This is a genomic window from Lysinibacillus sp. JK80 (genome assembly GCF_027557635.1).
GTDB lineage: Bacteria > Bacillota > Bacilli > Bacillales_A > Planococcaceae > Lysinibacillus > Lysinibacillus capsici.
Genome location: NZ_CP058997.1, coordinates 587,435 through 613,940 on the forward strand (window position 1 = coordinate 587,435; position 26,506 = coordinate 613,940).

Genomic DNA, 26,506 nt, shown 5'->3' on the forward strand with positions numbered 1-26,506 from the left:
TATGTGAACTTCGTCCACTTTCCATAGAATTCAGTCAAACTTACTACATCAACAAAGTGCACGGAAATGCACTATAAAACTAGAACACAATTACGAAATAACGTGGTACGCTCTGCCACGATGTCAAAAGTGAGCTCTCGATATTAGGATTACCACAATATTTAAGCTTTCATCTTCGGATGGAGGCTTTTTCTTTTGCTTTGAAAACTGCATCAAACAGCCAAAACGCTATGAGTTGAGAGGGCAGAGTTTGGTGTGGTTTTGAAGGTGGAATAAGTAGAAAATTGTTCCATTATGACTCTTTTAATCGTATCATTATCAATGGGTGATATTTATGAAAAAAAGCATTTTGAATGGGCGATATTGATATGGACTGGTTTATTGGTATTGCTTATTTCTGGTTGGATAATGATTGAATTCTATCAATGGAAAGATACCATAGTTGCTGCAATTATTGCTTTTTTAGGTGCAATTATTGGAGGTCTTTTAACTTTATTCGGTGTCAAAATTACAATTAATCATAATAACGAAAAAGAGCTACACAAAACTTTAATAAAACAACATCAAACTTTGTTAAAAATAATTTTATCGTTTGAAGAACTCAAAACACAAGGAGGGATATTATGGAACTACCATGCACCCTATAGAGATTGTAATCAACTGTTTAGAGATAGTTTGATTAATTCGCTTCTTTCATTATCTTTGGATACAACAGAGTTGGTATACGAAAAAGTTTATGAATTTTTTGAGTATATTGATTACGAACATGGTTTTTATGTACTGGATTTAGAACTTTCAAACGATATTGAAGAGCTATATCTATTGAATGAAAAAAAATGCAATGCACTTATTGGAGCTTTAAAGATAGAAAGCAATAGAATACGAGATGTTATATACAAAAGCTACTAAGACAAGTAGCTTTTTATTTTGCCCTGAAAAATGAGTATCAAGCAGTTTCCTCCCCTTTGGCTGCTAGGGTAACGGTACTTACTTTTGAGAGCAAAAAGTTATTGAGGTTTTGTACACGCCTTTTGCTCTATGATAGAGTGGGAGGGGAACAAAGTGCATTCAAATAATAGAGAAAACGCTATTTTGCAAATTAGGAATTTTTTAGATTCTGATTCTGAAAAAGTAGTTTTAATTAAAGGGACTCATCAATACGCTAAGCATTCATTAGTACTACGAACAATTTACAGTGAAAAGGGATTTAAAAATGGTCTCTATAGAACAAATTCTTTGCAACATGTATCGGATCATCTAGAACAAGCAGGTTTTAAACTTAATAAAAAATCTAAGATTACGTCTGGAAAAACTTATAATTTTGGTAATATTAATTTATATTTTGATTCGTTAAATACTAAATCTACTTGGCGAAATACACCAAACAATCTTGACTTCGCATTAGTATATCCGATTGATTCGTTTAGTAAAAGTAATACTCACAATATCGTTGAATTTATAAATGATATACTTTCTCAAAAGAATATAAATAAAATTTTTATTGTTACATGGACTGATATAAAGCAGGACTACAGTTGGCTTGAACAGTATGTTGATAGAACTATAACATTTGACGTAGAGGAAGAAGATCCTGAATATCATCAGAGAATGTTGGATTTAGAATAATTGGGGCAAATTGGCATCTCGCATAGAGGTGCTTTTTCATTTCCGTAATTAAGGTGATTACAAAACAAACAAATGACGATGGAGGTGGTGGTGTATGAGATATGGCTAGAGCGAGAGATCCGAATCGAGATAAAGCATTTGAAATTTACAGAGAACATAATGGTGATATCCCACTTAAAGATATTGCTAAACAACTTGGTAAAGGTGAAGGTACCGTCCGAGGATGGAAAAATAAAGATGAGTGGGATAAAGCAATGAATGGAACGCTCCAATCGAATGAACGGAACGTTCCAAATAAAGTTGGAGCCCCAAAAGGCAATGATAATGCTAAGGGGAACAGAGGTAATCCCAATCCGACACCTAAGTTTCCGAAACGCAACTCAATCGCAGAGAAGCACGGCTTCTTTACAAAGTTTTTACCAGAAGAAACACTCGAAATCATGGAGGCAATGAACGAACGTTCTCCAGCTGATTTAATCTGGGATCAGATACAAATACAGTATGCTGCAATCATTCGGGCTCAACGGATTATGCATGTTGAATCTAAAGATGAAATGATTAAAGAGCTCAAAAAGGCAAAATACGAATACTACCCGCGTTCTAAAGAAGATGGCGGAGGCGTAGAAAAGGCTGTAACAGAAGAAGAATATGAATTCCAATTCGCATGGGAACGTCAAGCGCAACTACTCACTGCTCAATCAAGAGCAATCGGGGAATTGCGTTCTTCTATTCGTCAGTTTGTTGAAATGGCTGATCAGGATGATGAGCGCAGACTTAAACTTAAGCAGATGCAGCTTGCAATTGATAAAACAAAAGTGGAGATCCATAAGCTTGGTTCTGATGAACAAAGTGGGCCAATTGAAATCAAAATTGTCAGCAAAAAACGCGAATGATTTTATGCAATTGTAAAATTTAATTTTTAATAAAATACATTTTGGACTCTGATATAAAAATTCAAAGACCTCTTATTCTGTGAAGAATTTCTATAGATCAGCTTCTCTTTATTAAAGATATACTGAATGTTAATATATCAATAGAGAGGAAGGGGAACTATTTAATGGAAAAATTGTTATTATTAATATTTTTAGTGCTACTATTATCAGGATGTGGAGAACCCAATGTTGAGCATTTAAGTACTCCTGAGGAAGATTATTTGGAAGATTATGAATTAGGAGAGTATGTAGAAGATGTTTCATATGAAATTGATGAGAAGCTAGAAGATGGCCTTCGTGGTGACTATACAATCAATTTGAGATTAAAAGTCAAAGACTCATTTGACGAGCTGGAGAATAGAGAAAAATTATTATTATTTAGATCGTTTTATCAAGACCACTTAAAACTAGAGAATACTGCTTGTGGTAATAATCTATGTGCTTGGAAATTTATAATTGCAGAAACAAGTAGTAATGTTTATGTAACAGATGATGAAACCATGTCAGCTAATGGTACAGAAGAATATAAATGGAAAGAATTAGTGGCTGAAGATCAAAGGAAAGCTGATGAAGAAGAATTAAGACAAAATGCTGCTGAGGGTATTAATGCATCTAATTTTGCTATACATTTATTTATGAAACTAGAATACGACAAGTTAACTAAAAACGGACAAAATTACATACCCGAAGTTCATGATCCAATAGTTGCTAAGATGGCTGCTGAAGAATTCGAAATTACAGAAGAACAAGCCCTAGAAATTTATACTGAACAAGAAGTTAAAGGTTACTAATGTATTTAAAATAAAGCTTTAAAGTTTCGATTGTTAAAGGATTAATATCAGCGTTTTTAATGATTTAGTTTAGACATTATTGTCCTTGTACAGAAAGAACGTCAATACTTCAAGTACTTTTGGAATATTCAACTTTCTAAAAAGTGCAATTATGTAAATTAAAATTGAATTTAGATACAGTAAAATATAAAGGAGTTGAGTAAATGTCGCTTGCAGTTGAAAAAGAAGTAAATCCTCATTTTGAAGACTTCCTTTTCGACTGGAGTTGCAAAACTCAACTTTTAGTCGGTGGGTATGGATCTTCAAAATCCTATCATGTAGCACTTAAATTACTTTTAAAATTACTTGAAGAAAAACGTACAGCTCTTGTCGTTCGTGAAGTTTACGATACACACAGAGATAGTACGTTTTCTTTGTTTACTGAAATCATTGAGGATTTAGGGTTATCTGGCAAGGTTAAGACAAGCTCTTCTCCAATGACTGTGAAATTCCCTAACGGTTCAAAGATAATCTTTCGAGGGATGGATAAACCTGAAAAGCTAAAATCCATCAACAACATTTCTCTCATTTGGTTGGAGGAATGTAGTGAAATTAAATATGCAGGTTTTAAGGAATTACTAGGCCGTTTACGACATCCGACACTGGACCTGTTTATTATCCTCTCTACCAATCCAGTATCAAAAGGGAATTGGGTGTATAAACATTTCTTTAAGAACGAGTTGGAAGACTATTTTGTCTTAGATGATGAGGAACTTTACAAGCAAAGAACCATCATAGTGAACAACACATATTATCACCACTCAACAGCAGATGATAATTTGTTTTTGCCAGCAAGCTATATCGAACAACTTGATGAAATGGAGCTATACGATCCTGATCTTTATAGAATTGCGCGTAAAGGGCGTTTCGGAGTCAACGGGGTATTAGTGTTGCCACAGTTTGAGACAAAGCCTCATGATGAGGTAATGGCTGAAATAGCCAATATTAGAAAACCAATACGAAAGAACGGCATGGACTTTGGATTTGTTGATTCCTACAATGCTCTATTACGCATGGTTGTAGATCATGAGAATAAGTGGCTATACATCTACTGGGAGTATTACAAACGAGGAATGACCGATGATAAAACTGCCGATGAACTTGAGGAAGAAGGGCTCAAGAAATCAATTATTAAAGCTGATAATGCGGAGCCGAAAACAATTGCTTACTACAAGCAACGAGGATTTCGTATGTTTGCTTGTAAGAAGCTAACGCGTATTGAGAACACAAAGAAGATGAAACGTTTCAAGCGTATCATTTGTTCAGATGCTTGTGTAAACACAATTCGTGAATTGAAAGAACTAACCTTCAAGAAAGATCCTAAAACAGATGAAATCTATGAAGACGAATTTAATATTGATCCACATACATTTTCAGCAATGTGGTATGGGCTGGATGATTACGATGTTGCCAGTGTGAAAGGGGTCAATGCAAAATAATGGGGTGGTACAGTGAACGAATATATTGCTTATATCGATGCGAAAGGTGTTACACCTTTATTACTTAATAAGCTAGTAAATGAAACAAAGGCTGAACGTAACAAACGATTGCTCAATTACAATCGTTACAAAGCAGAATTATCGGCAGTACCGATTTTAACACGTAAACCAACCGATTACGCCCAAGGAAATGATCATGTGGTCCGTGTTGATGACAAGGTAAACAATACACTAAACAACGCATTCGATGCTGATATTGTGGATACCAAAACTGGCTACATGTTCGGTAATCCAATTTCATACGTAGTAGACAAACAAGCTCAAGGCCTTGATAAATTATCCGAGGCGATTGAGCTTTTTAATTTGCGTAATTCGATTGATGATCTCGATAGTGAGTCAGGCAAGAAAACAGCTATTTGTGGCTATTCCGCACGACTGCTTTACATTGATATGGATGGAAATGAACGAGTTACAACAATTGAGCCTTGGGAAACTATTATCCTCTCAGAAACAGCAGATGTCAGTGAACCCAAATATGCTATACGATATTTTAAAATTGCTGAACTTGATGCTGAGGGAGAGAAAAAAGAGACAGAACAGTTGGTGTTTTATGATGCAGCAACTGAAAGACTCTATACTCGTGCTGATGCCGATTCACCTTTTGTTTTAAAAGATGAACGGAAGCACTTATTCGACTATTGCCCTTTGTTTGGTGTTCCTAATAACGAAGAGCTTCAAAGTGATGCTGACAAGGTATACAACCTAATCGATGCGTATGACCGTACCTTCTCAGATGCTTCAAACGAAATTGAACAATGGCGATTAGCATATCTGGTGCTTAAAGGAATGGGTATGGATGACGAGGATGCGAAGAAAGTCGCTCGAACTGGCATTTTTGAGTTGATGGGTGAAGATGATGACATTAAATATCTAACTAAAGATGTGAATGATCAAATGATTGAGAATCACTTGAATCGTTTAGAAGAGAACATCATGCGCCTAGCTAAAAGTGTGAATTTTAGTGATGAATCGTTTGCAGGAAATGCAAGTGGGGTGGCTTTGAAATATAAGCTAACTGCACTCGAGAACAAATGTAAAACAATGGAGAGAAAGTTTACGAAAGCCTTGCGTTATCAATTTAAGGTTCTTTGTAGTGCCTGGGCCAAAAAAGGTATTTGCTCCAAGGACGATTATTTGAAAGTTTGGTATGAGTACAAACGAAACATTCCTATTGATTTGCTACCAGAGGCTCAAGCTTCCCAAGCGTTGCAAGGACAAGTATCGGAACGCACACGCCTATCTAAGATGTCTATTGTTGATGATGTGGACTTTGAGATAGAGGAGATGCAAAAGGATGCTAGAATCTTTGGACGGTATTTACCTCCGCTAGACGAAGATGATCCAGAGGGTGTTGAAACATGAATCAACTGGAAATCAATCGAGTCTTAGATGATTTAGAAGCTAAAGCTGAGAGGGATATTGAGATTGTTTTTGCACGACGATTAAAGACGATACTATTTCAAATTCTTGAGATGCATAAGAAGTTCGGTAAGAACGGTCAAGCTACTTGGACAGACGTTAACAAATACAATCGCTTTAATCAAGAGATGAAGTTAATTGCTCAACAGTTGAACGCTGATTACAAAGAGATTATTAAGCTTATACAAGCTTCGCAGGAGCGTCTTTACATCGAGAGATACTTATTGATGGCTTATCTCTTACAACAGTCTACAGGCGAGGAAATGGGCTTTAAAATACCATCTGCTGAGGTGATTCAAACAGCGTTAACTAATCCTGTTGAGTTTTTGACGTTACCTAAAGTATTCGAATCCCACAGAAACGATATTATCAGGCGTTTGAACATTGAGATAGCACAGAGTTTACAAGCTGGTGAAAGCTACACAGATATGGCTATACGAATTGAACAAGCTATGGGATGGACGAGAAAAAAAGCCATTCTAGTAGCTCGTACTGAAGGTGGCCGTGTGAGATCACAGGTTGATTTAGCTATTGAGGAACAGGCGAGCAAGACAGCGCGGCTAACTAAGGTTTGGATGTCCTCACTTGATACGAGGGTTCGTAAGTCTCATAGAAAGTTAGATGGTCAGAAAGCTGATAAAGATGGTTATTTCCATTACGGATCATGGAAATCCAAAGCTCCTAGGTTGTGGGGTATTGCATCGATGGATATACAGTGTCGTTGCCATACTATTTATATGGTGAATGGCAAGTTACCTGAATATAGACGAGGCAGAGACTACATGGATGAAACCTACCAAAAGAAATTGGCTGCTCGTATTGATGCTTATATGTCTGATCAAGGACTAACTTATAGACAAGCTTTTAACAAAGCGTATAAACAGGTTAAACCGCCAAGTGTCAATGTGCCATTTATGAGTTATGAAGAGTGGAAGAAAAAATTTAGCGCAAATTGAAGTTTGAAAGTTTCTCAAGGGTAATCAAAATCATTTTGTAATTAAGTAAGGAAAGTTATATAAGAATTTTAATCGTGTGGTAAAATAAACCATAATAACGTATTGAAATAACAAAAAAACATTTAATTAGGAGGTGGATTTTATGAATGATAAGAAGAATAATAAATTACAAATTTTAGCGATATTGCTGATGATATCATTATTGGTTGGGGCATTTGTTATTTTTTACTTAGGTCATTACATGGTGGGTTCAGCTTTATTTGTAATTTTTATGCTTATTTTGAACGGTATTAGTAGTTGGAAGAAAATGAAAAATGATGAGTACATTCATTTGAAAAATTATAAAAATAATGAGAAATGGTAATTAAACTACTTATTCTGCTTTTTCAAAACTTGGTTTTTTCTCATGATATTAATCAAAATTGTTATAAACCTACACAAGTCATTCACTTAGAATGGCTTTTTATTTTTGTCTTTCCTCTCGAAGACGTTATAAAGAACGAGAACAAATACACTATTGAACAGTTTAGGGATTCATTCGAGTAACTAAATTGGGCAAGGAGGAAATCATGAATCAAAATCCATTCAATCTTAAAACGTTAATACCTTTAGATATTCAAATGCTTGCGGGAGAAGGAAATCCTAATCCAGAGCCAACGCCTGAACCTACACCGGAGCCAGCATTAGGAGGAAACGGTCAAGGGGCTGCGTTGACACTTGAATCAGTTCAATCATTTCTAAATGTCAATGATGAGGGTAAGAAATGGCTTCAATCATTTGCTGATACTCGAGTAACTGATGCAATTAAAACATATGAAACTAAAACTCTTCCTAAGAAATTAGAGGATGAAATTTCCAAGCGTTACCCACCAGAATCGGAGGAAGCAAAACAGTTACGTGACTTAAAAGCACAATTTGAGCAGTCTCAAAAAGAAGCCGCACGAGAAAAGCTAGTTAATCAAGCGTTGTCTACTGCTACTGAGAAGAATCTGCCAAGTAAACTAGTAGAGTTCTTTGTAGGTGATGATGCAGAAAAGACAACTGCTAATCTAGGAATCCTTGAAGCAGAGTTTAACGCTGCTGTTCAAGCAGAAGTGGATAAACGCTTTAAAGATGGTGGGACGCCACCACCACCGAAAAACGGCAACCCAACTACATTGACGAAAGAGGCAGTACTGAAAATGACTCCTGAAGAAATCAATGCAAACTGGGATGAAATCGTTAAAAACAAATTACTATAAACCGATTATCGGTAAGGAGGAAATCACAATATGGCAATTACAAACTTTATTCCAACAATCTGGTCAGCTCGACTACTACACAACTTACAAAAATCTTTAGTGTTTGGACAAACCGGGGTTATTAATCGTGATTATGAAGGTGAAATCAAGGCTTATGGTGACACTGTGAAAATCAACGGCATTGGTGCTGTAACAATCGGTGACTATACAAAAAACTCTAATATGGGTGATCCAGAAGAGTTAACAGATCATACACGCTCACTACAAATCACTGAATCAAAATTCTTCAATTTCCAAATTGATGATCTTGATAAAATTCAACAAAACCCAAAATTAATGGATGCTGCAATGGCTGAAGCTGCTTATGCACTATCGAATGTTGCTGATCAATTTATTGCATCACATTATGTACATGCTACAAATACGATTGGTACAGATGCAGCACCAATTGAAGTGACAAAAGATAATGCTTATGAATACCTAGTAGACCTTTCAACTAAGCTTGATGAATCAAACGTGCCGACACAAGGTCGTTTTGCTGTTCTACCACCTTGGTTTGAAGGTCTGTTATTAAAAGATGATCGCTTTGTAGGTTCTGGTGCTCTACCAGCTGATGAGCGTTTATTAAATGGTGTAGTAGGACGTGCAGCAGGCTTCTTATTAATGAAATCTAACAACGCTCCTTCCATAGCTGCAGATACTGGAGTGGTTGCAAATTCAAAAATCATCGCAGGCCACAATATGGCGTGGACTTACGCTGAGCAAGCAGCTCAAGTAGAAGGATACCGTCCAGAAAAACGTTTCGCTGATGCAGTGAAAGGACTTCACCTATACGGTGCCAAAGTGACACGTCCGGAAGCTTTAGCGGTATTATCAGCTAAACGTCCAGAATAAATAAAGGGGTGGTAATTCGTGTTAGTTAAAAACTTAAAAACAGGCATTACATGGGCGGTCACTGATGAACACGGTGCCCGTCTTTTACGTACGAATGAATTTGAAGAGGTAGAAGCACCAAAACCTAAACGTGTTCCGACTAAGAAAACTGAATCTGACGATGAAGTAGAAAAGTAGGTGGTCTTATGTGGGAACCAACACAAGAAGAAATAGATCAGCTAAAGCAAATGAATAATGTTACAGGAGCTAAGCATGATGGATTTTATCGTTCAATGGCTCCTATTTTATTTGATGTAGCAAAAGACTACTGTAATGGCAAGTGGGGACCGTCAGAAATGCCACGGGGAGTTAGACTGTTTATTGCTAAAGCTATTCAGTTTAATACTCAAACTACGGGTCTAGCAGGACGTACTATGGGGACTGTCTCGTATAGTTACGACACTGAGTTTCCTAAAGCCATTTGGACATATCTAAGGCCATATAAGAGGGTGAGATTCCATGCATTACGGTGAATTTCCTCATGAGGTTGAAGTAGTTCAGAAACGTAAGGTAACCGATGGTGCTGGTGGCTTTAAAACAGAATGGTTTCCAGTAGATACTATGGAGGTATTTGTGGATACACCAACATCTAAAGAGAGATTATTGGCGCATCAAGTACAAAATCCTCTAGATCGCTTTATGTATTACCCTTATCGCACTGACTTAAAGTCGGATATGCGATTAAGCTTTGAAGGTGAAATTTATGCCTTTGCTGGACATCCTGAAGATCAAGGTGGTCAACATGAAATCATGTGTGTGGCATTAAAGTTGGTGACTGAATAATGGCTAGGATTACATTCGGAGGACGCGAGTTGTTGAGAGCAGCACGTAGATTTGAAGAAGGTTTATTGGATAAGATATCAGATATTGTTTATGAGACAGCGCGGCTTATACAAACGCAGGCTAAGGCTCTAGCTCCTGTCGATGATGGTAGCTTGCGAGACTCAATTGAGATGAAGATGCTTGGCAAATACAATGCTGTTGTTACGGTTGGTGTTCATTATGCAGTATACGTTGAGTATGGTACTGGTATCTATGCTCAAAACGGAAATGGCCGAAGAACACCATGGACTTATTTCAGTACAAAGCTAGGGCGTTATGTAACCACTGAAGGTATGAGAGCTCAACCATTTTGGGGTCCTGCTGTTGATGCTGGTAAAGATTACTTCGAGACAGAAATGCGGAGGTTAGGACTATGAGTTATTTTATACTTCCGTTTTATGAAATACAGACAGCAATTTATCAGAAGTTAAAAGCAAGCCCTCATTTACAAACTCTAGGTGTAGAGGTATATGATACACCCGATGAAAACACACCTTATCCATACGTAACAATTGGGGAACCTTATAGCAATCCACTTGATACAAAGACAAATAATAGGGAACAAGTAACCTTCACAATTCATGCATGGCGTAAAGACAATGATGAATCAACAGGGAAACGAATTCTTTATGAGATCCTAAGTGCTTGCCAACAGGCTTTAATTACACGTAGGTACTCTATTAACGGTCTTACAGTATTAGATGTTACTAGGAACGGTGCACAAGTGTTTGATGATGTAGAAGTAGGGCTTAAACATGGCGTGTTAACAGTGCGCTACAAAGTACAAATTAATTAGGAGTGATATAATGGCACGTTTAAACGGTAAAGACAGTCTATTGTTAGTACAACCCACTGACAACGCATTAGGTGCAGAGGGTTTTTTAATTGGAGATCAAACCGAACATACTCATTCTTATGAGCGTGAGTTAACAGATGAACAAACGAAATTCGGACGTATCTTAGGTCCTGGACAGTTATCAGAATCGCTTGATGTAACTTTTTATGGTAGCACTGATGATCCTGGACAAGCAGCAGTATTAGAGGCCATTCAAAAAGGTACTCAATTAAAGGTATGGGAAGTTGAAAAAAACTTAAATAAAAACGGTAAACATAATTCATTGTTTGCTTACACATACGTTGAATCGCTTGAAAAATCAGCGCCAACAGATGGATTTTTAGAAATTTCAGCAACTCTACAGGTTCTGAATACATCTAAACAAGGTGAATTAAATCCATTACCAGATGATGTACTTAACTTCGGTGATTATGATTTCGAGGCTCCTGGTGAAAAGACTGGAGAGTTCAATGGTGAAGAAACAACTCCTGTTGCAGTTACTGGTTTATCAGTGAATCCGACAACACTGACAGTTGCTGTCGGTAATACAGGTAGCATTGTAGCGAACGTAGTCCCGGTGAACGCGACAAATAGATTAGTGACGTTTACATCGAACGATGAAGCCATCGCAACAGTGAATGCGCAGGGAGTTGTAACAGGCGTTGCAGATGGTTCAACTATAATTACAGCAACAACAGTCGATGGTGGCTTTACGGCAACAACAGCAGTGACAGTAACTGTATAAACGGACGAGAGGGCTAATCAGCTCTCTTTTTTTATTGAAAACAAACAGAAAAGGATGATCATAAATGGCTCAATTATTAATTGGTGAAAACACTCTTACAGCGAAGTTTACTTTTGCATTTAAAAATAAGGCGGATAAAGAATTCAATGATTTAGATGCACACGGTAACCGTCCAGGTGGCTTTAACCAAATCTATCAAGGCTTATTGCAATTTGATTTAGATGCTTTACGCGCATTTTGGATGTGTGGACTTGCTCATTTATCAAAACAGCCTAGCAAAGCAGAAATTGAGGCAGCATTAGAGAAACGAATCGAAGAAGATGGCGATGTAGAACCATTATTTCAAGAAGCTTTCCGAGAAATTGATGAATCGGGTTTTTTCAAAAAAGCTGTCAAGACATTCTGGGAGAACTTAGAGCTATTCGAATCAGTAGCATCCGAGGAAGAAAAAGAACAAGCAGCAGCTGGAATCGAAATGATGAAATCGGCGAGAGCAGAATTATTAGGGGACAAACAGATCGCGTTAGTGAAATCCGACAAATCTACCGAGACGCAGCAAGATATTTAAAGGTCTATGATCCAGAGTTAATTCTATCTTGGCGTCCAAGTGAGTTTAGGGCTTTCTTGGAAGGGGCTCAAGATGCTCGTATTGATCATTATCAAACATTAGCAGACGCAGCAATGTTCAATCGAGTAGCAACTAATAAGCCACGCATTAATCCTAAGAGCGACTTGTTTGATGCGGATAAAGTAAGAAAATCCGTGAATCAAAAAGAAGTAGATCCAGAAGTTAAGAAACGGAAACATGCAAAAGCAATGGCAGCGTTAAAAAACTGGAATCCATAGAAGGGAGAATGCTATGAACGGAAACTTCACTGCTCAAATAGGGGCTCGTATAACGCAGTTTATGGCACGTATGAGGCAAGTTCGCGAGGCCATTCGCACTTCGGCAAATGATGTACGTGTAGAAATTGGTGCAGATATATCCGAATTTAACCGTCGAATGGCTGAAATTCGAGCTCGTATAGCAGCGCTTGTACGAGATAAAGTAGTCGTCAAAATTGAGGCGAGAATAGAAAATTTCCAAAGGAAAATACAACGTATTGCAACAGATATTCGTGCCTTTGGCGAGCTCATGCAACACACGTTACAAGGTTCAATAATTGCCGTTCTACCGATGATTGCACCACTACTAGCTAACGTAGGTGTAGCTATTGCTAATCTTGGTCCAATGATCGGTACATTAGCTGGTTCCACTTTTGCTCTAGCAGGGGCGTTCACAAGTGCTGGTGTAGCCGCTGGAGCCTTTGCGGCAGTTGCGATTCCGACTATCAAAAAATTATTTGATGAAAACGCACAATTAAATTCAGCTCAAAAGAATGCTAAAGCCTCTTTTGACAACATGAAATCAACTTACCAGGGACTTGTAAAAGAAACTGAAAAGCCAGTGTTAAATGCTTTTACAAGTGCAATGCAGGCTACAAATACGTTACTTACAAAGTTAAGACCATTGTTTATATCCAGTGCTCAAGCAGTATCTAGCTTGATGAAACAGCTTAACGAAGCTATTGGCACTCCACCAATTCAAAAATTCTTGGATTACTTAAATACAACAGGCGCACCGATGTTGAAAACAGTGACTCGTTCAATGGGGAATCTCCTTCAAGGTGTATTCTCAATGTTAACTGCTTTTGCACCATTAACAGCATCAACGGCTAAGGGCTTCGAAGAAATGACAGCACGTTTTGCTGAATGGTCAAATGGCCTTTCAGGAAGTTCGAAGTTCCAATCCTTCATGGACTATGTAAATACAAACATGCCAAAGATTCGAGCGATTTTCCGAGATGCTACAGCTGGTATTGTTTATTTCTTCAGTGCATTCGGTGGTTCATCAAGCGACATGATGACAGGCCTTGCTAATATGATGGCTCGATTTAAAGAATGGTCGGCGAGTCTATCTCAAAATCAAGGATTCCAAACATTCTTATCCTATGTGCAACAGACAGCGCCTAGTGTCCTAAAGTTAATTGGTAACTTGACTAAATTTCTAGTGAACTTAGGGATCGGTATGGCTCCTGTTGGTGCTGGATTAATGAACATAGTCAATAACATCTTAGAGTTCATGAATAGTGGAATGGAAAGTAATCGAGTTATTGGTGTACTTTTAGCTAGCTTCATTTCAATTGGCGGAGTATTACTTGCTGTAGTTCCGAATGTAATTGCTTTTAGAGAGCTTTTCAAAGGTTTAGGTCCTGCTATAACGGGCGGTGTTGGTAAAGCATTAAAGGCTGTTAGTGGGTTGTTTACTAATTTTAGTGGAACCATGGCAGCGCTGGGACCTAAAGTTTTGGCGTTTGCTAAAAGCTTTGGAAAATCCTTGTTAGGTCCTATCATTAGTCCAGTAGGTTTAGTAATTTTAGCTATTACAGGATTCATCGCTATACTAGTACGTTTATATAAAACGAATGAAAAGTTTCGAGCGCAAGTTCAAACAGTCTGGGCAGCTATTAAAACAGGCATTTCTATTGCTGTAACAGCGATCAAAGATTTAGTAATGTCAGTATGGTCACAGATAACTACATTCTGGAATGAAAACCAAGAAAGCATAAAGTCAACTGCATCAACAATTTGGAATGCTATCGGTACCGTAGTTACAAACGTTATGTCAGCCATTGGAGCTATCATGCAGTTTATTTGGCCTGTCGTTAAAGCTTTAATTGTTTCAACTTGGGAGGCTATAAAAAACGTTATCCAAGGTGCCATTAATATTATTTTAGGTATCATTAAAACGTTTAGTGCTTTATTTAAAGGTGATTGGCAGGGTGTTTGGGATGGCATTAAGCAAATTTTAGGCGGGGCATTACAAGCAGTTTGGGGTATTGTTAACCTTTACTTTATAGGTAAATTACTTGGCCCATTAAAGGCATTTGGTTCTACTGCAAAGACGTTTTTACAAGGTATTTGGACTGCGATAAAAGGAATCTTCACTAATACATTAAATGCTATAAAAAGCATTGTCACATCCACGTTTAATGGAATTAAAACTACCATTACTTCGATTTGGAATGGAATTAAGTCTTTCTTTACAACGGTTTTAAACGGTATCAAGACTGTGTTTACAAGTATTTGGCGAGGTATTGCCTCCTTCTTAGATAATTTGTTTTCAAGTATTTCGGGTCTTGTACGTGCAGTGTGGAACGGTATTAAGAGTGTTATTTCAAGTGTTTTAAATGCCATAGCTAATGTTGTTAAAAGCATTTGGAATGGTATTAAGAATGCAATTACAACTATTCTTAATGGTATTAAATCAACAATAGAAACCATTTGGAATGGCTTTAAAAATATTGTTACAACAGCAATGAATAATGTTAAAACTGCTGTCGTTAACGGTTGGAATACAGCTAAATCGTTTTTAGAAAATATCAGTCTAGTAAGTATTGGTCAAAATATCGTAGCTGGATTGGTTACTGGGATAAACAACTGGTTCGGAAAAGTAAAAGCGAAAATTGCAGAACTTGCAGAACTATTGCCAGCATGGTTACGTAAAAAGCTTGGCATTCATTCTCCATCACGAGTTATGGCAAGTGTGGCTAAATGGATTCCTGCAGGTGTTGCCACTGGTATTTATAATAATATGGACTATATTAAGAAATCGGCTGAAGCTATGTCAAAGGCTGCAATACCTAACTTCCAACAAACAGTAAAAGCCACAACAAATATGATGGATAGTGCTAAGAAGGTCATTGCATCCAAAACTAGTGAAATCGAAAAGGAAATCAAAACAGTTGAAGCAGAGTATGCGAAGAAAAAAGCAGAAGCTACTAAGAAGTCGAACAACAAAATAGCTGAGATTAATGCCAAAGCTAGTGACAAAAAGAAAAAGCTAACAGCTGCTCAACAACGCCAAATCTTAAAATTGCATGATGATGAAAAATCGGCTCTTGAAAAGATTGAAAAAGAAAAGGCTAAAAAGATTGACGCTATTCGCGCTAAGTCAGCAAAAGAACAGTACGACAAATTAAAAGAGTATGCAGAACATCAGGTAGGGTTAGAGAAGTGGTCTACAAAAGAACAAGCTGCTTATTGGCAGTATGCGACTAGCTTGTTTAAAGAAGGTACAGAGGAACGTATCAAAGCACAGATCGAGTACAACAAATCGATGGCTGAGTTAACTACAGAGCAATTCAACAAAGAAAAAGACTACGTTGACCGTCGCAAAAAGTACAACTTGATGTCGTTGACTCAAGAGCTCGCAGCATACGAAAAGTATGTTAAAGCTTACAAAGTTGGTAGCGAGGAACGTATCTATTATGAGGATAAGATCGCTGAGACAAAACAAGCGATTCACGACCGACTGATTGCATTAAACGAAGAATACATTGGCAAGATTAAAGATGTCCAACAGGCTGAAATAGATGGCGTAAAAGAACTTCAAAAAGCTTACCAAGATGCTGAAGATGCACGTACTAAAGAGATTACTAGTGCGATAAGCATCTTTGATGAATTTGAGCGTAAAACAGATGTGTTTGGATCCAAACTTATTGAAAATTTACGTGGTCAAGTAGATGCAATGCGTGATTGGGCAACTGATCTTCAAATGTTAGCCTCTAAAGGTATTGATAAAGGCTTACTCGCTGAGTTACAAGCTCTTGGTCCTAATGCACAAGCAGAGATTTCTGCATTAAATAAACTTTCCACAGGTGAACTAAATGAGTACGAAAATCTTTGGAAAGAAAAAACGCAGATTGCTAGACAACAAGCTCAGTTTGAATTAACTGGTCAACGAAAAGACATGACAGATCAAATCGAAAAGTTACAAACAGAAACGAAATCTAAGCTAACGCAATACCAAAACGAATGGGTTGAACAAGTCAAACAAATTCGTGAAGGTACAAAAAACGAGTTTAATCCTATGATTAGTAGCATGAAAGAGATTGGTATCAATGCTATTGAAGGCTTACGTAATGGACTAGCTAGTCAAGTGCCAGCTTTACAAGCTCAAGCTAATGAGATAGCAAATACCATTGATAAAACGATTCGTAAAGCTTTACAAATCAAATCGCCATCAAGGGTCCTTGAAAAATCAGGAGTATTTTCCGGACAAGGCATTATTCAAGGCCTAGCAAGCACAAAAGGCATGTTAGAAAACACTGTAAGAAGCCTAACGGATATAATGCAGACTGATGTTTCAGCAGCTTCAATTGGACTGTCAACAGCTCTAAATGGTGGAATGGATTCACATTTGTTAAACAGCTATGAATTAACATCAAGCCAAGATCAAATTGGATTATTAAAACAGATTGCTGCATTAATTAGCAAACTGGATTTTGTTGTGGAATTAGATGGTGACGTGATTAGTGAATATGTTGATAGGAACCAAAGTAACAGGGTTTCATCTAGACGAACAACTATAGGTAAAGGAGTGTAGTCAATGGATACATTAATCGAATACAGCACAGGGGCTACACTCTCCCTTGTTAAAGAAGGGTATATCACACAGGATTTATTAATCAGACCTATCGAACAAAAAGCATCAAGTTTAGCTGTGGATGGGCGACCAGGGGTAGTACGAGAATCAGTCAATCATGGTTCAAGGGTAATCATATTGTCTGTTATGTATATAGCTTCAGATGAATTAGATTTTGCTCTAAGACGCGATAAATTGTTTTCAATTTTTAGTGACTTGGAGCCTTTTTATATCTACGAAGGACGGCCAACCTATAAGACTAGTACTTATGAGTTCGAATTGCCAGGGCAAACATGGGGTGAGAATCCTCAACTACCAACCAATATCGAAGTACTTAAAGGCAAACGTTACAAAGTGATTCGTACCAATATGAATGAGGTTGAACAGAATGGATTGATAGGAAAAGTTGATATAGAGTTTGAGACCTATCAATTACCTTTTGCTGAGTCCTCGGGTACCACCTTTGATGCGCGAACCTTTGATAAAGAGATATGGCAAACAGGCCAAGGATTAGTTGCTGCGGATCCAACAACATTAAAATATGTATTCCAAAACGAAACGTCTTTTCAGGTTTACAATGCTGGTGATGTGCCACTAAAAACTAACTTGCGAGACATGCTCTTTGAAATAGAGTTCCGGGGTGCTAGTACTAACCTAATTATCAGGAATGTCACGAACAGTACGCAATGGCAATACAATGGTTCAAGTGGCACCAACGATGTGATAAAGCTTGAAACGCCCACTAGATTTACTAAAAACGGTAGTAGTATTTTCAAAGATACAAATCGCAAAGTGTTGGTATTGAGTCCTGGCTGGAACACAATTCAAATTACTGGTGCAACTCAATTTCTAATATCGTTTAAATTCAAATTTTATTACAAGTGAGGAGGGCTACAATGGCACGTATGCGTGTTATCGGTTCATCTTTGGATAAAGGATACCGAGACGATTTGAACTATAATTTCGGGCTGTTAGAAGCCTTAATCGGTGAAGCTAATGGTTTGACTGATAACTTGAGAGAGGAAATGCTCGGAAAGATAAATAACCTTCAGCAACAAATTGATATGCTGACTGGTGAAAATATCGGGGAATTACTAGAGCGCCTAAATGATTCCATTCAACAAGCGTTAACAGCAGCACAAGAGGCTAGAACTGCTAAAACAGCAACGGAAGAAGCGACAGCATTAGCTACAGCAGCCACAGAAATAGCGAATGCTAGTGCTTTACTTGCAGAAGAAAAAGCTAATTATGCCAACGAAAAAGCTGTACTTGCTCAAGAGGCAGCAGATAATGCCAACCAAGAGGCTTCTAACTTGTCGCAGTTGAAGATCGATGTTGTACAAGCTACACAAAATGCAGATACAGCAGCAGGTAATGCAAATCAAGCGACACAAGCAGCTCAAACAGCTACAAATGCAATAAACGTAGTCTTACCAAACGTAGAAGGGTTAGTTAATTTAAAAGAATGGAACACCGAAACCCAGTATAAAAAGAACAACTTTGTCACATTAGAAGGTAACGGCTATATGGCTTTACGTGACAATAAAGGCGTTAGACCACCTTCATCACCTGTGCTATCAAACGCTGATTGGGCGATGTTTGTTCAAAAGGGCGAGAAAGGTGAACAAGGTACAGGGGTAAGGATTTTAGGGACATTGCCAGATGAAACCTCGTTGCCTCCAATCGGAGAACCAGGGGATGCTTATTTAATTAATGGCGACCTATATGTGTGGTCAGATACTACAAATGACTGGACCAATGTAGGTACCATTAAAGGTCCAAAAGGTGATACAGGACCTCAAGGCCCGCAAGGTGAACAAGGCCCTCCTGGACAGGATGCTGATCTCACAGGAGTTAATCAAGAAATAGCAAATTTACAGCAAAATGTCACTGACAATCAACAAGTAGTTACTGAACATTTGGGACAAATGGTTTTAACAGAAAACGGTGCACACGGTATACGCTACTTTAATAACGAGTTAGCTATAAAAGACGACCAAGATCAATGGGTTGCCGTTGAAACAGGTGGTTCAGGTGAGGTCTATCAGGAGAATATAATTAGAACAGAGAAAACGAACGCTTTTGGTTTATCAACTGTAGCACGTAATACCATATTTTTAGATAGAGTTAGAACTAGAAATGATACAAATAAAACAATTACTGTAGATAGAGCTAGTGAACTAAAGGTTAATGATGTTTTGAATATGCATCATATTTTAGAAGGTATGGTAGGACCTGCGGAAATAATTGCTATTAGTGGTAATACATTGACTTTAGATACTCAAATTGAACTAACTAATCAAATTCAAATAGTTTCTATTTTTAGAGAAAATACACCTACTTTCTCTAACTTTTCTAACGCATTTGGTTTATCTTCATTTGCTACTGGATTATCTTCGTTTTCTGTTGGGTTAAGGTCACTGGCTCAAGGCGATTATTCTACTGCTATTGGGCTAGATACAACAGCAAGAATGCAGTCAACTTCTATAGGTGTATCTTGTGAAGCATTAGGACTAACTTCGGTTTCAATTGGTTCAAGTTCCAAAGCACTTGGTTCTTATTCACATGCACATGGTGATAATGTTACAGCATCTGGTGAATATTCCAGAGCTACAGGCTATCTTACAAGTGCAAACGGTAAGCATTCAAACTCTCAAAATGCACAGACTGTTGCGGATTCTTTTGCTGGTACGGCTATTGGGTATCATAATAAAACTATGGCTGGTAATCCTTCATCTTTTGTCAATACAGCAGATGCTTTTGTAATAGGTAATGGTGCAGATTTGGTATTGCAAGGTACTAATGCTTTTCGTGTAACCTTCGATGGTAAAGTTTATGGTAAGGCGGCTTACAACTCTACTGGTGCTGACTATGCAGAGTTTTTCGAGTGGTTAGATGGTAACTTGAATAATGAGGATAGAGTGGGCTTCGTTGTAACTCTAGACGGAGATAAAATCCGTAAGGCTACAGAATATGACAATTATATTTTAGGTATTATTTCGGCTAATCCTTCAGTTATTGGTGACTCGCATCAAGATGAATGGTTTGGGATGTACCTCACTGATGAGTGGGGACGTATCCAGTACCATTGGGTTAAAGTAGAGTATGAAGAAACTGTTCCAGTAACTAACGAGTTAGATGGTGGTGGATACATTCATACTACTGAAACTGTCATTAAAACTCGTCAAGATTATGTACCAATCTTAAATCCTGATTGGAATAGTACAGAAGCATATATCCCACGGGAAGAACGCAAAGAGTGGGACGCTGTAGGTCTGATGGGTAAACTGCTAGTACGTGACGATGGCACTTGTAAGGTTAACAGCTATGCGAAAGTAGGTGTTGAAGAAGGAGCAGTAACTGCATCTAATGAGCGTACTGACATGCGAGTGATTGAGCGTGTAGCTCCTAATATTGTTCGAGTGTTTATAAAGTAAATCTATTTCTTTTAATTTTCTATCTTGGTACAATAATCCAAAACGAGGTGATTATTGTGACTAAAGTAAAATATCATGGCTTTTCAAGTAAACATGGTCGAAATCTTTGTTCTATTACATTTAATGATGAAGCAGAAAAGGTAACATTTCATTTTGCATTTAATGGTGGATACAGTAATTCTATGGTTGAAGCACAACCAGAACCCACTGATAAGTTAACTTTGAACATAGTTTACACAGATGAGATTGATGAAAATAAATTAAAAACCGTTGTTAATCAATTAATAAGTTAATAAATTTGTTCCATATTGTTCAGTAAGCGCTACTCACACCAAGTAGCGTATTTTTATTGTGAAAGAAGGTGATACGATGCTATCAATCACTAACTATGAAGGCACTTTAACAGAAGCTTTAGTATGTAGAGGAAAGCCGATGGTGAGGAAAAACATCGATGGTGTCTTTGAACTGACCTTGGATGCAAGTGAACGTGATAACCCTCATTCATTTCAACTGATTGCAGAGGAAGGGATTATTGAGGCAGGTGGTTTTCAATTCAGAATAAAGCAACTACAACGGAAATCTCGAGGAAATGTGAAGTCAGTCCTTGCGCAACATATCTTTTTCGACAACATCTGGCGCAGACAAGAGGGGACCAATGGCGGGCATAAAACCCTAAGTGAGTTTGCCACTTTTGCATTACGTGATACAGGTTGGACCTTCACAAGTGACTTTGACGAAGATGGCTATATAGAAGCTTTTGGGAATGACAATATCGTTAAATTAGTGAATCAAATCTGTGAAGCATTTGAATGCGAGTATGAAATCACATCAAACAGCAACATCCATTTCAGTAAGATGCTTGGTCCTGACAATGATTTTGTATACCAATATGGAGACAATATCGTTGAGCTATCTAAATCGGTCAATACGGACAATCTAAGGACGCGCATTAGTGCCAAGGGTAAAGACAATCTTATCATCAGATACACGTCACCACAGGCTGCTAAATGGGGTATTCGAGACGCTGATGATATGAGCGATGAACGGTTTTCGGATTCAGAGAATTTGATGGATAAAGCGCGAAAGTCGTTAAAAGATCAGCCAGAAATATCAATCGAGTTGGATTCAATAGAGTTGTTAGATAAACAGCTCGGGGAGCGTATCTGGCTAATTTACGAGCCCTGGAATTATGAAATGCAGACCCGTATTTTGGAGGTCACTCAAGTTATTGATGAAGAAACAGATGAATTCAAGACAGTGGCCGTAGTTATCGGGAATGCACTACCTCAAACATTATCAGATGAATTAACTGAAACACAAGAGATCTTGAAAGAGTCCATTAAGGAATATCGGTCATCCTTTACGCAAACAGACTCGAATATCCGTTTAGAAGTAGAGCGTATAAATCACAGTATTGCAGCTATTGATATTAAAGCTGACAACATTAATTTAAGCGTGAACAATCGTATTACTAACGAGGTGGCTCAACTCAATATCCGAGCTGACAGCATAACGGCAGAGGTCACAAGGGTAGAACGTAAGGCTGATAGCACTCAAACACAAGTGTCGTCTTTATCTATTGAAGTTGGTCAGATATCAACAAGGGTGTCTAATGTCGATTCGAGGTTAGGGACAGCTGAGAGTTCTATTGTTCAACAAGCTGGTCAAATCAGTAGTAAGGTTTCTCAAACAGATTACAACGGTAATACAATAGCATCATTGATTAATCAAACATCAACTTCAGTCACTATTCAGGCTTCAAAAATCAATTTAGTTGGTGCTGTCAGTGTTCTTTCTGATATCAGTGGTAACTTAGGGACGATTTATGCTGGAAGGATTGAAGGTGCCACAATTGATATTAGCACTGATGCTACAGTAGGAAACAATTTGTATTTAGGTAAAAGTGGTGGTTTTAAGTCATTAGTATTTAATAACTCAAATCGTATCAACAGTTCAGGTTACGGTATGGAATTAAATGCTCAAGAAATTAATTTGAACTCTGCGGATATAACAATCGGAACAGGTAGTGGCATTACTGATTTTAATGGGACGGTTGATTTTTCATACGCAACTGTTCGAGGAGTCGCAAGAGCTAATTCGTCAGGTATAGGTATTTCTTACTCAAACGGAAGATTATATGTGCAAGTTGACGGTTCAACAAAAGGTTCCGTAGCACTAACATAAAAGGAGAACGATATTATGAATTATCAAGTACAATTAAACAATGGACAGGCTATTAATCTAACAAATGCGGAGTTTGATGCAACAGCATTCACGGCAACACTCAATGATCAAAAGATTAATTTCGTGAATATCGGTGGAGCTATCATTAATAAACACATCATAGTTAGTGTGTTGCCAGTAGAAGCTACACAAACAGAAACGCAAGCATAGCTTAGCGTTATTTTTATTGTCTAGTTATTTATTTGTAGAAAATTACCTAAAACTAGGATAAAGTATTTTTATACTAGTTCAGGAGTGATTTTTATGCCATTTAGAAAACCAGTGCCTACTTTAGGAGGTTTGAGTTTTTGGAAAAATGTCAAACAAGATACTTATTTCATTATGCAAAAACACAAAACAGGGGTATGGCCATATAAATACAGAATTTTACTTAGGGAAAATACTAAAGAAATTGCCAATGCGAAAGATCTAGAAACTATAAATTTCGATTGGGAATACTTACAGAATCATGCTGTTCCTAGATTGAATGAAAAAGGCTTTTTAGATATTGAGGATTTACTAAAAGACTTATTAAAAGTTGTGCCTAGTATTATTTTAAAAAAATAATTAAAATAAAAACTTGGTGATTTTGCATTTCTGATTTGTGGAAGGTATATATTATGTATATTTTGATAGGAAAATCATTTCTTTTTGTCGAAAGATAAATAAAGGAGTGACGTAGATGAATGATGAAAAAGTGCATTTAAAGTGTGGTTACACTTACTTAAGAAAAGGTGTAGAAAAATCAGCAACTTAATTTCACCTAAGGTCAGTCAGAATTTTACGCATCCAAATGTTATCGCAAATAAACTTGCAAATGAAATTTTAAATACAACAGGAAGAACTGTGCAAAAGTTTTTGTTTGTAGGAAAAGAACAGGTTAAGGATGATTGAGTACTCTCTGTGAAGGATTTTTATATTGTTGTCTAATTAACAGGGATTCTTTTCTTTTTGTCGAAATTAATAATAGCCGAAAGGAGGGATATCATGACAACAGCACCCACAAATACATCACGTAATGGTTTAAAGTATACAGATGAAGAAATAGCATTTCTGGATAATCTAGCTGAAAAAATATCAGATAGAGAGGAAATGGAGAGAATATCTCCGTATATTGCAGCTGGTTTCCAAAGAACTATTGGTGGAATCCAAAGTCAAATTGAAAGAAGAAAAGGTTGGTTTTTTAAATAACCTAACGAGGTACCCTCAATTGAGGGTGTTTTTTATGCTATGAGAGCAATCGAGATGGGCAGCAGTACATGTTACTGAATCTCGATGCTCCTCATAGCTTTTTATTTTAAGGGACAAAGGAGAGGGTATAGGGCATGAGTCAAGAAACAACCTTTCAACAAGCTGTTACTGTAGCTGACCATGAAAGACGGTTACAGGAACTAGAAAAAGACGTATCAACAATTAAACCAATCGTGTACAATACAGCTTCAAGTGTTAAACAAATCGAAAAATCTGTTGAAAAAATGGAACAGAACAGTGATAAAATCAAAGGTTATTTTTTAGCTGCTGCAATTAGTGGTGTGGTAGGAGTTTTATTTATAGCATTACAAAATTCAATTTTTGGAGGATAATTTAATGAAAATCAATTGGAAAGTACGTTTAAAACACAAACCATTCTTAGTGGGAGCATTTGCATTGTTGCTACTAATCATTCAACAAATCGGGGCTCTTTTTGGCTTTGATACAACAATTTATAACGAGCGAGTTACAGAGTTATTTAACACTGTACTCGCTTTTTTAGTTCTGATTGGTGTGGTTGTTGATCCAACTACCCCAGGTACTAACGATAGTGAAAGGGCTATGGGATATGCACGAAAGGATGATGAATAATGACTTATATGTTCAAACAAACCTTATTACCTTCAAGCAAATATTCAATCAAAGCGCCATACTCAATGGTGCCTCAATATATCACAGTACACAATACAGCCAACGATGCTACTGCAGTAAAGGAAATTGAATACATGATTAATAACAATAATCAGGTGTCTTATCATGTTGCTGTGGATGATAAAGAGGTTATTCAAGCAATACCTTTTAACCGTAATGGTTGGCATTGTGGAGATGGCGGGGGTAGCACTGACACTAATGCACACAAAAAAGGTAATCGCATTTCTATTGGAGTAGAAATTTGTTACAGCAAAAGTGGTGGTGTTCGCTATGGAGTGGCTGAAGAAAATGCTGTTCAATACATTGCAAAACTTTTAAAGCAATATGGTTGGGGTATTGAGCGAGTGAAGAAGCACCAGGACTGGAATGGTAAATATTGTCCACATCGTATTTTAGCAGAAAATCGATGGGATAGTTTCTTGAAACGAATTGAAGAAGCAATGAAGCCGACGGAAATAGGAAAACCAACAGAAAAGGATGATGACACAATGAAATTCACTAGCACAACCGCAAAGGCTGCCGTACGTGATTATATTCAACAAGCAGTCGATAAAAATTTGATTGATAAATCTTGGTTGGAGAAATTCGATAAAGGCACAATGACAAGTGGTGATTTTGAAGGATTGAAGATGATCATTTCACAACGTAGCGCTTAACAGTAAAGGCCTGTTACCTAATTGGTAATGGGCTTTTTTGTTTTAATAACAAAATATTATTCAATTAACAATAATCTAATTTGTGAACTTTTTACAAAAATAATTATAGTTATTAGGACATTTTTTTAAACAGATGTCAATAATAACTGTCTGTTTTGATACTTTTTATCTATATTAGGATACCAATACCGCCAAAAGAATGGCGTAGTGAGTTGGCGTGATAAGGCGTGAATTAATGTAAAGTAGAATAATACCGCCAAAAAATGCTATTAAGACCGCCAAAAAAGTGGCGTCAAATTTCCATTGAATTGGTTCCGCTGGGAATGATAGTATGAAGTTACCTCGAGGGTAAGACTTTTAAATTTTAATTTTCAGAAATGATTTTCGAAAATAATAGCATTACTAACATCGGAATATAAGGATTTAAATTATAAAAAAGAAAAAGAGGGTTACCAATAATGAGCAAAATAAAATTTTTAGCAGCAACTTGTTTATCTACTTCACTACTACTTTCAGCAGGTTTTACAAACGTAGCACATGCTGAAGAAATTAATCAAGAAAGTCAAGAAAAAATTCAACTTCCTCAAGATCAAATTGATTATATGAAATCATTTTTTAATGAATACAATGTTGATAATGAAACACAACTTCAATTAATAGAAAAAGTAGAAAATGGTATTATATTGGATTGTTATTTAGAAAACAAACAACCAATCGATACTTATACAAAAGAATCTGATAATGTTACAGAAACTGTAGATGTTTATGAAGATGGTTCAATTATTGTAACTGCACTTGATTTGTCAGAAGCAATAGTAGAGGTCAATAATCCTAGTATAACTCCATTTGCTATTGATACAAGTGAGGGCAGTGTTACCTCAGGAAGTGGATATACAGTCTACAAAAATGCTTTTATTCATGCAAGATCAGCAACAATCCCAAAGCCGGATTCTATGCAGATTTCACTGTAGTTAATGGTGGTT

General features: G+C 37.1%; 30 protein-coding genes. All 30 read left to right on the top strand.

The genetic code is table 11. The features are described from left to right. Positions 1–294 precede the first annotated feature (294 nt). The 30 genes from HXV90_RS03045 to HXV90_RS03190 all read left to right on the top strand — a co-directional run bounded on the left by HXV90_RS03045 (position 295) and on the right by HXV90_RS03190 (position 26,494). On the top strand, positions 295–909 hold the full coding sequence (locus tag HXV90_RS03045; RefSeq protein WP_269898342.1) for a hypothetical protein: 615 nt from the start codon (positions 295–297) through the stop codon (positions 907–909). Between the two features lie 153 nt (positions 910–1,062). Beyond that, positions 1,063–1,626: a hypothetical protein gene (locus HXV90_RS03050; RefSeq protein WP_269898343.1), complete on the top strand. Its 564-nt coding sequence runs from the start codon at positions 1,063–1,065 to the stop codon at positions 1,624–1,626. 101 nt (positions 1,627–1,727) lie between these two features. Beyond that, positions 1,728–2,519 carry a phage terminase small subunit gene (gene terS / locus HXV90_RS03055; RefSeq protein ID WP_269898344.1) on the top strand — a complete coding sequence of 264 codons (792 nt, stop codon included), beginning with the start codon at positions 1,728–1,730 and terminating at the stop codon, positions 2,517–2,519. Positions 2,520–2,683: 164 nt separating this feature from the next. Further along, on the top strand, positions 2,684–3,349 hold the full coding sequence (locus tag HXV90_RS03060) for a hypothetical protein (RefSeq protein ID WP_269898345.1): 666 nt from the start codon (positions 2,684–2,686) through the stop codon (positions 3,347–3,349). A gap of 203 nt (positions 3,350–3,552) precedes the next feature. Continuing rightward, positions 3,553–4,827, top strand: coding sequence for a PBSX family phage terminase large subunit (locus HXV90_RS03065; protein ID WP_269898346.1), 1,275 nt, complete (start codon positions 3,553–3,555; stop codon positions 4,825–4,827). A gap of 12 nt (positions 4,828–4,839) precedes the next feature. After that, positions 4,840–6,249, top strand: coding sequence for a phage portal protein (locus HXV90_RS03070; protein ID WP_269898347.1), 1,410 nt, complete (start codon positions 4,840–4,842; stop codon positions 6,247–6,249). After that, positions 6,246–7,262, top strand: coding sequence for a phage head morphogenesis protein (locus HXV90_RS03075; RefSeq protein ID WP_269898348.1), 1,017 nt, complete (start codon positions 6,246–6,248; stop codon positions 7,260–7,262). Before HXV90_RS03070 ends, HXV90_RS03075 begins: the two co-directional genes overlap by 4 nt. A gap of 142 nt (positions 7,263–7,404) precedes the next feature. Further along, complete coding sequence (locus HXV90_RS03080; RefSeq protein WP_066036394.1) at positions 7,405–7,626, top strand: hypothetical protein; 222 nt, start codon at positions 7,405–7,407, stop codon at positions 7,624–7,626. Between the two features lie 205 nt (positions 7,627–7,831). Next, entirely contained in the window at positions 7,832–8,503 is a 672-nt protein-coding gene (locus HXV90_RS03085) for a DUF4355 domain-containing protein (RefSeq protein WP_269898349.1), read from the top strand. Between the two features lie 30 nt (positions 8,504–8,533). Next, positions 8,534–9,397 carry a phage major capsid protein gene (locus HXV90_RS03090; protein ID WP_269898350.1) on the top strand — a complete coding sequence of 288 codons (864 nt, stop codon included), beginning with the start codon at positions 8,534–8,536 and terminating at the stop codon, positions 9,395–9,397. Positions 9,398–9,415: 18 nt separating this feature from the next. Beyond that, positions 9,416–9,574, top strand: a complete 159-nt coding sequence (locus HXV90_RS03095; protein WP_269898351.1) for a DUF7302 family protein — start codon at positions 9,416–9,418, stop codon at positions 9,572–9,574. Between the two features lie 8 nt (positions 9,575–9,582). Continuing rightward, positions 9,583–9,909: a head-tail connector protein gene (locus tag HXV90_RS03100; RefSeq protein WP_269898352.1), complete on the top strand. Its 327-nt coding sequence runs from the start codon at positions 9,583–9,585 to the stop codon at positions 9,907–9,909. Beyond that, on the top strand, positions 9,896–10,219 hold the full coding sequence (locus HXV90_RS03105; RefSeq protein WP_269898353.1) for a phage head closure protein: 324 nt from the start codon (positions 9,896–9,898) through the stop codon (positions 10,217–10,219). The genes HXV90_RS03100 and HXV90_RS03105 overlap by 14 nt, the downstream gene beginning before the upstream one ends. Then, the gene (locus HXV90_RS03110; protein WP_269898354.1) at positions 10,219–10,635 is read left to right on the top strand and encodes an HK97-gp10 family putative phage morphogenesis protein; all 417 of its coding nucleotides are present in this window, start codon (positions 10,219–10,221) and stop codon (positions 10,633–10,635) included. Before HXV90_RS03105 ends, HXV90_RS03110 begins: the two co-directional genes overlap by 1 nt. After that, on the top strand, positions 10,632–11,054 hold the full coding sequence (locus HXV90_RS03115) for a DUF3168 domain-containing protein (protein WP_269898355.1): 423 nt from the start codon (positions 10,632–10,634) through the stop codon (positions 11,052–11,054). Before HXV90_RS03110 ends, HXV90_RS03115 begins: the two co-directional genes overlap by 4 nt. Before the next feature lie 10 nt (positions 11,055–11,064). Beyond that, positions 11,065–11,838, top strand: a complete 774-nt coding sequence (locus tag HXV90_RS03120; protein WP_269898356.1) for a phage major tail protein, TP901-1 family — start codon at positions 11,065–11,067, stop codon at positions 11,836–11,838. A 64-nt stretch (positions 11,839–11,902) separates the two neighbouring features. Beyond that, the gene (locus tag HXV90_RS03125) at positions 11,903–12,406 is read left to right on the top strand and encodes a tail assembly chaperone (RefSeq protein WP_269898357.1); all 504 of its coding nucleotides are present in this window, start codon (positions 11,903–11,905) and stop codon (positions 12,404–12,406) included. A gap of 56 nt (positions 12,407–12,462) precedes the next feature. Then, positions 12,463–12,684 carry a hypothetical protein gene (locus tag HXV90_RS03130; RefSeq protein ID WP_269898358.1) on the top strand — a complete coding sequence of 74 codons (222 nt, stop codon included), beginning with the start codon at positions 12,463–12,465 and terminating at the stop codon, positions 12,682–12,684. Between the two features lie 13 nt (positions 12,685–12,697). Further along, positions 12,698–17,266, top strand: coding sequence for a hypothetical protein (locus tag HXV90_RS03135; protein ID WP_269898359.1), 4,569 nt, complete (start codon positions 12,698–12,700; stop codon positions 17,264–17,266). 3 nt (positions 17,267–17,269) lie between these two features. After that, positions 17,270–18,190 (top strand): phage tail domain-containing protein, encoded by a 921-nt coding sequence (locus HXV90_RS03140; protein WP_269898360.1) that lies wholly within the window; start codon positions 17,270–17,272, stop codon positions 18,188–18,190. Positions 18,191–18,201: 11 nt separating this feature from the next. After that, the gene (locus HXV90_RS03145; RefSeq protein ID WP_269898361.1) at positions 18,202–20,742 is read left to right on the top strand and encodes a peptidase G2 autoproteolytic cleavage domain-containing protein; all 2,541 of its coding nucleotides are present in this window, start codon (positions 18,202–18,204) and stop codon (positions 20,740–20,742) included. A 56-nt stretch (positions 20,743–20,798) separates the two neighbouring features. After that, positions 20,799–21,035: a hypothetical protein gene (locus tag HXV90_RS03150; protein ID WP_269898362.1), complete on the top strand. Its 237-nt coding sequence runs from the start codon at positions 20,799–20,801 to the stop codon at positions 21,033–21,035. A 76-nt stretch (positions 21,036–21,111) separates the two neighbouring features. Then, positions 21,112–22,926 carry a phage tail protein gene (locus HXV90_RS03155; RefSeq protein WP_269898363.1) on the top strand — a complete coding sequence of 605 codons (1,815 nt, stop codon included), beginning with the start codon at positions 21,112–21,114 and terminating at the stop codon, positions 22,924–22,926. Between the two features lie 15 nt (positions 22,927–22,941). Further along, a complete protein-coding gene (locus HXV90_RS03160) occupies positions 22,942–23,136 on the top strand; it encodes a hypothetical protein (protein WP_269898364.1) in 195 nt (64 codons plus the stop codon). A gap of 93 nt (positions 23,137–23,229) precedes the next feature. Then, positions 23,230–23,532, top strand: a complete 303-nt coding sequence (locus HXV90_RS03165; RefSeq protein WP_269898365.1) for a hypothetical protein — start codon at positions 23,230–23,232, stop codon at positions 23,530–23,532. Positions 23,533–23,952: 420 nt separating this feature from the next. Continuing rightward, the gene (locus HXV90_RS03170) at positions 23,953–24,156 is read left to right on the top strand and encodes a hypothetical protein (protein WP_112118287.1); all 204 of its coding nucleotides are present in this window, start codon (positions 23,953–23,955) and stop codon (positions 24,154–24,156) included. A gap of 134 nt (positions 24,157–24,290) precedes the next feature. Then, positions 24,291–24,548, top strand: coding sequence for a hypothetical protein (locus HXV90_RS03175; protein WP_066037375.1), 258 nt, complete (start codon positions 24,291–24,293; stop codon positions 24,546–24,548). 4 nt (positions 24,549–24,552) lie between these two features. Further along, positions 24,553–24,807: a phage holin gene (locus tag HXV90_RS03180; protein WP_269898366.1), complete on the top strand. Its 255-nt coding sequence runs from the start codon at positions 24,553–24,555 to the stop codon at positions 24,805–24,807. Further along, complete coding sequence (locus HXV90_RS03185; RefSeq protein WP_442916329.1) at positions 24,807–25,523, top strand: peptidoglycan recognition protein family protein; 717 nt, start codon at positions 24,807–24,809, stop codon at positions 25,521–25,523. The genes HXV90_RS03180 and HXV90_RS03185 overlap by 1 nt, the downstream gene beginning before the upstream one ends. Positions 25,524–25,981: 458 nt before the next feature. Continuing rightward, positions 25,982–26,494 carry a hypothetical protein gene (locus tag HXV90_RS03190; protein WP_269898367.1) on the top strand — a complete coding sequence of 171 codons (513 nt, stop codon included), beginning with the start codon at positions 25,982–25,984 and terminating at the stop codon, positions 26,492–26,494. Positions 26,495–26,506 lie beyond the last annotated feature (12 nt).

Coding starts and splice junctions, on each gene's coding strand:
- HXV90_RS03045 (WP_269898342.1), top strand. CDS start 295: ATGACTCTTTTAATCGTATCATTATCAATGGGTGATATTTATGAAAAA.
- terS (WP_269898344.1), top strand. CDS start 1,728: ATGGCTAGAGCGAGAGATCCGAATCGAGATAAAGCATTTGAAATTTAC.
- HXV90_RS03060 (WP_269898345.1), top strand. CDS start 2,684: ATGGAAAAATTGTTATTATTAATATTTTTAGTGCTACTATTATCAGGA.
- HXV90_RS03065 (WP_269898346.1), top strand. CDS start 3,553: ATGTCGCTTGCAGTTGAAAAAGAAGTAAATCCTCATTTTGAAGACTTC.
- HXV90_RS03075 (WP_269898348.1), top strand. CDS start 6,246: ATGAATCAACTGGAAATCAATCGAGTCTTAGATGATTTAGAAGCTAAA.
- HXV90_RS03080 (WP_066036394.1), top strand. CDS start 7,405: ATGAATGATAAGAAGAATAATAAATTACAAATTTTAGCGATATTGCTG.
- HXV90_RS03085 (WP_269898349.1), top strand. CDS start 7,832: ATGAATCAAAATCCATTCAATCTTAAAACGTTAATACCTTTAGATATT.
- HXV90_RS03090 (WP_269898350.1), top strand. CDS start 8,534: ATGGCAATTACAAACTTTATTCCAACAATCTGGTCAGCTCGACTACTA.
- HXV90_RS03100 (WP_269898352.1), top strand. CDS start 9,583: ATGTGGGAACCAACACAAGAAGAAATAGATCAGCTAAAGCAAATGAAT.
- HXV90_RS03105 (WP_269898353.1), top strand. CDS start 9,896: ATGCATTACGGTGAATTTCCTCATGAGGTTGAAGTAGTTCAGAAACGT.
- HXV90_RS03110 (WP_269898354.1), top strand. CDS start 10,219: ATGGCTAGGATTACATTCGGAGGACGCGAGTTGTTGAGAGCAGCACGT.
- HXV90_RS03115 (WP_269898355.1), top strand. CDS start 10,632: ATGAGTTATTTTATACTTCCGTTTTATGAAATACAGACAGCAATTTAT.
- HXV90_RS03120 (WP_269898356.1), top strand. CDS start 11,065: ATGGCACGTTTAAACGGTAAAGACAGTCTATTGTTAGTACAACCCACT.
- HXV90_RS03125 (WP_269898357.1), top strand. CDS start 11,903: ATGGCTCAATTATTAATTGGTGAAAACACTCTTACAGCGAAGTTTACT.
- HXV90_RS03135 (WP_269898359.1), top strand. CDS start 12,698: ATGAACGGAAACTTCACTGCTCAAATAGGGGCTCGTATAACGCAGTTT.
- HXV90_RS03140 (WP_269898360.1), top strand. CDS start 17,270: ATGGATACATTAATCGAATACAGCACAGGGGCTACACTCTCCCTTGTT.
- HXV90_RS03145 (WP_269898361.1), top strand. CDS start 18,202: ATGGCACGTATGCGTGTTATCGGTTCATCTTTGGATAAAGGATACCGA.
- HXV90_RS03155 (WP_269898363.1), top strand. CDS start 21,112: ATGCTATCAATCACTAACTATGAAGGCACTTTAACAGAAGCTTTAGTA.
- HXV90_RS03160 (WP_269898364.1), top strand. CDS start 22,942: ATGAATTATCAAGTACAATTAAACAATGGACAGGCTATTAATCTAACA.
- HXV90_RS03165 (WP_269898365.1), top strand. CDS start 23,230: ATGCCATTTAGAAAACCAGTGCCTACTTTAGGAGGTTTGAGTTTTTGG.
- HXV90_RS03170 (WP_112118287.1), top strand. CDS start 23,953: ATGACAACAGCACCCACAAATACATCACGTAATGGTTTAAAGTATACA.
- HXV90_RS03175 (WP_066037375.1), top strand. CDS start 24,291: ATGAGTCAAGAAACAACCTTTCAACAAGCTGTTACTGTAGCTGACCAT.
- HXV90_RS03180 (WP_269898366.1), top strand. CDS start 24,553: ATGAAAATCAATTGGAAAGTACGTTTAAAACACAAACCATTCTTAGTG.
- HXV90_RS03185 (WP_442916329.1), top strand. CDS start 24,807: ATGACTTATATGTTCAAACAAACCTTATTACCTTCAAGCAAATATTCA.
- HXV90_RS03190 (WP_269898367.1), top strand. CDS start 25,982: ATGAGCAAAATAAAATTTTTAGCAGCAACTTGTTTATCTACTTCACTA.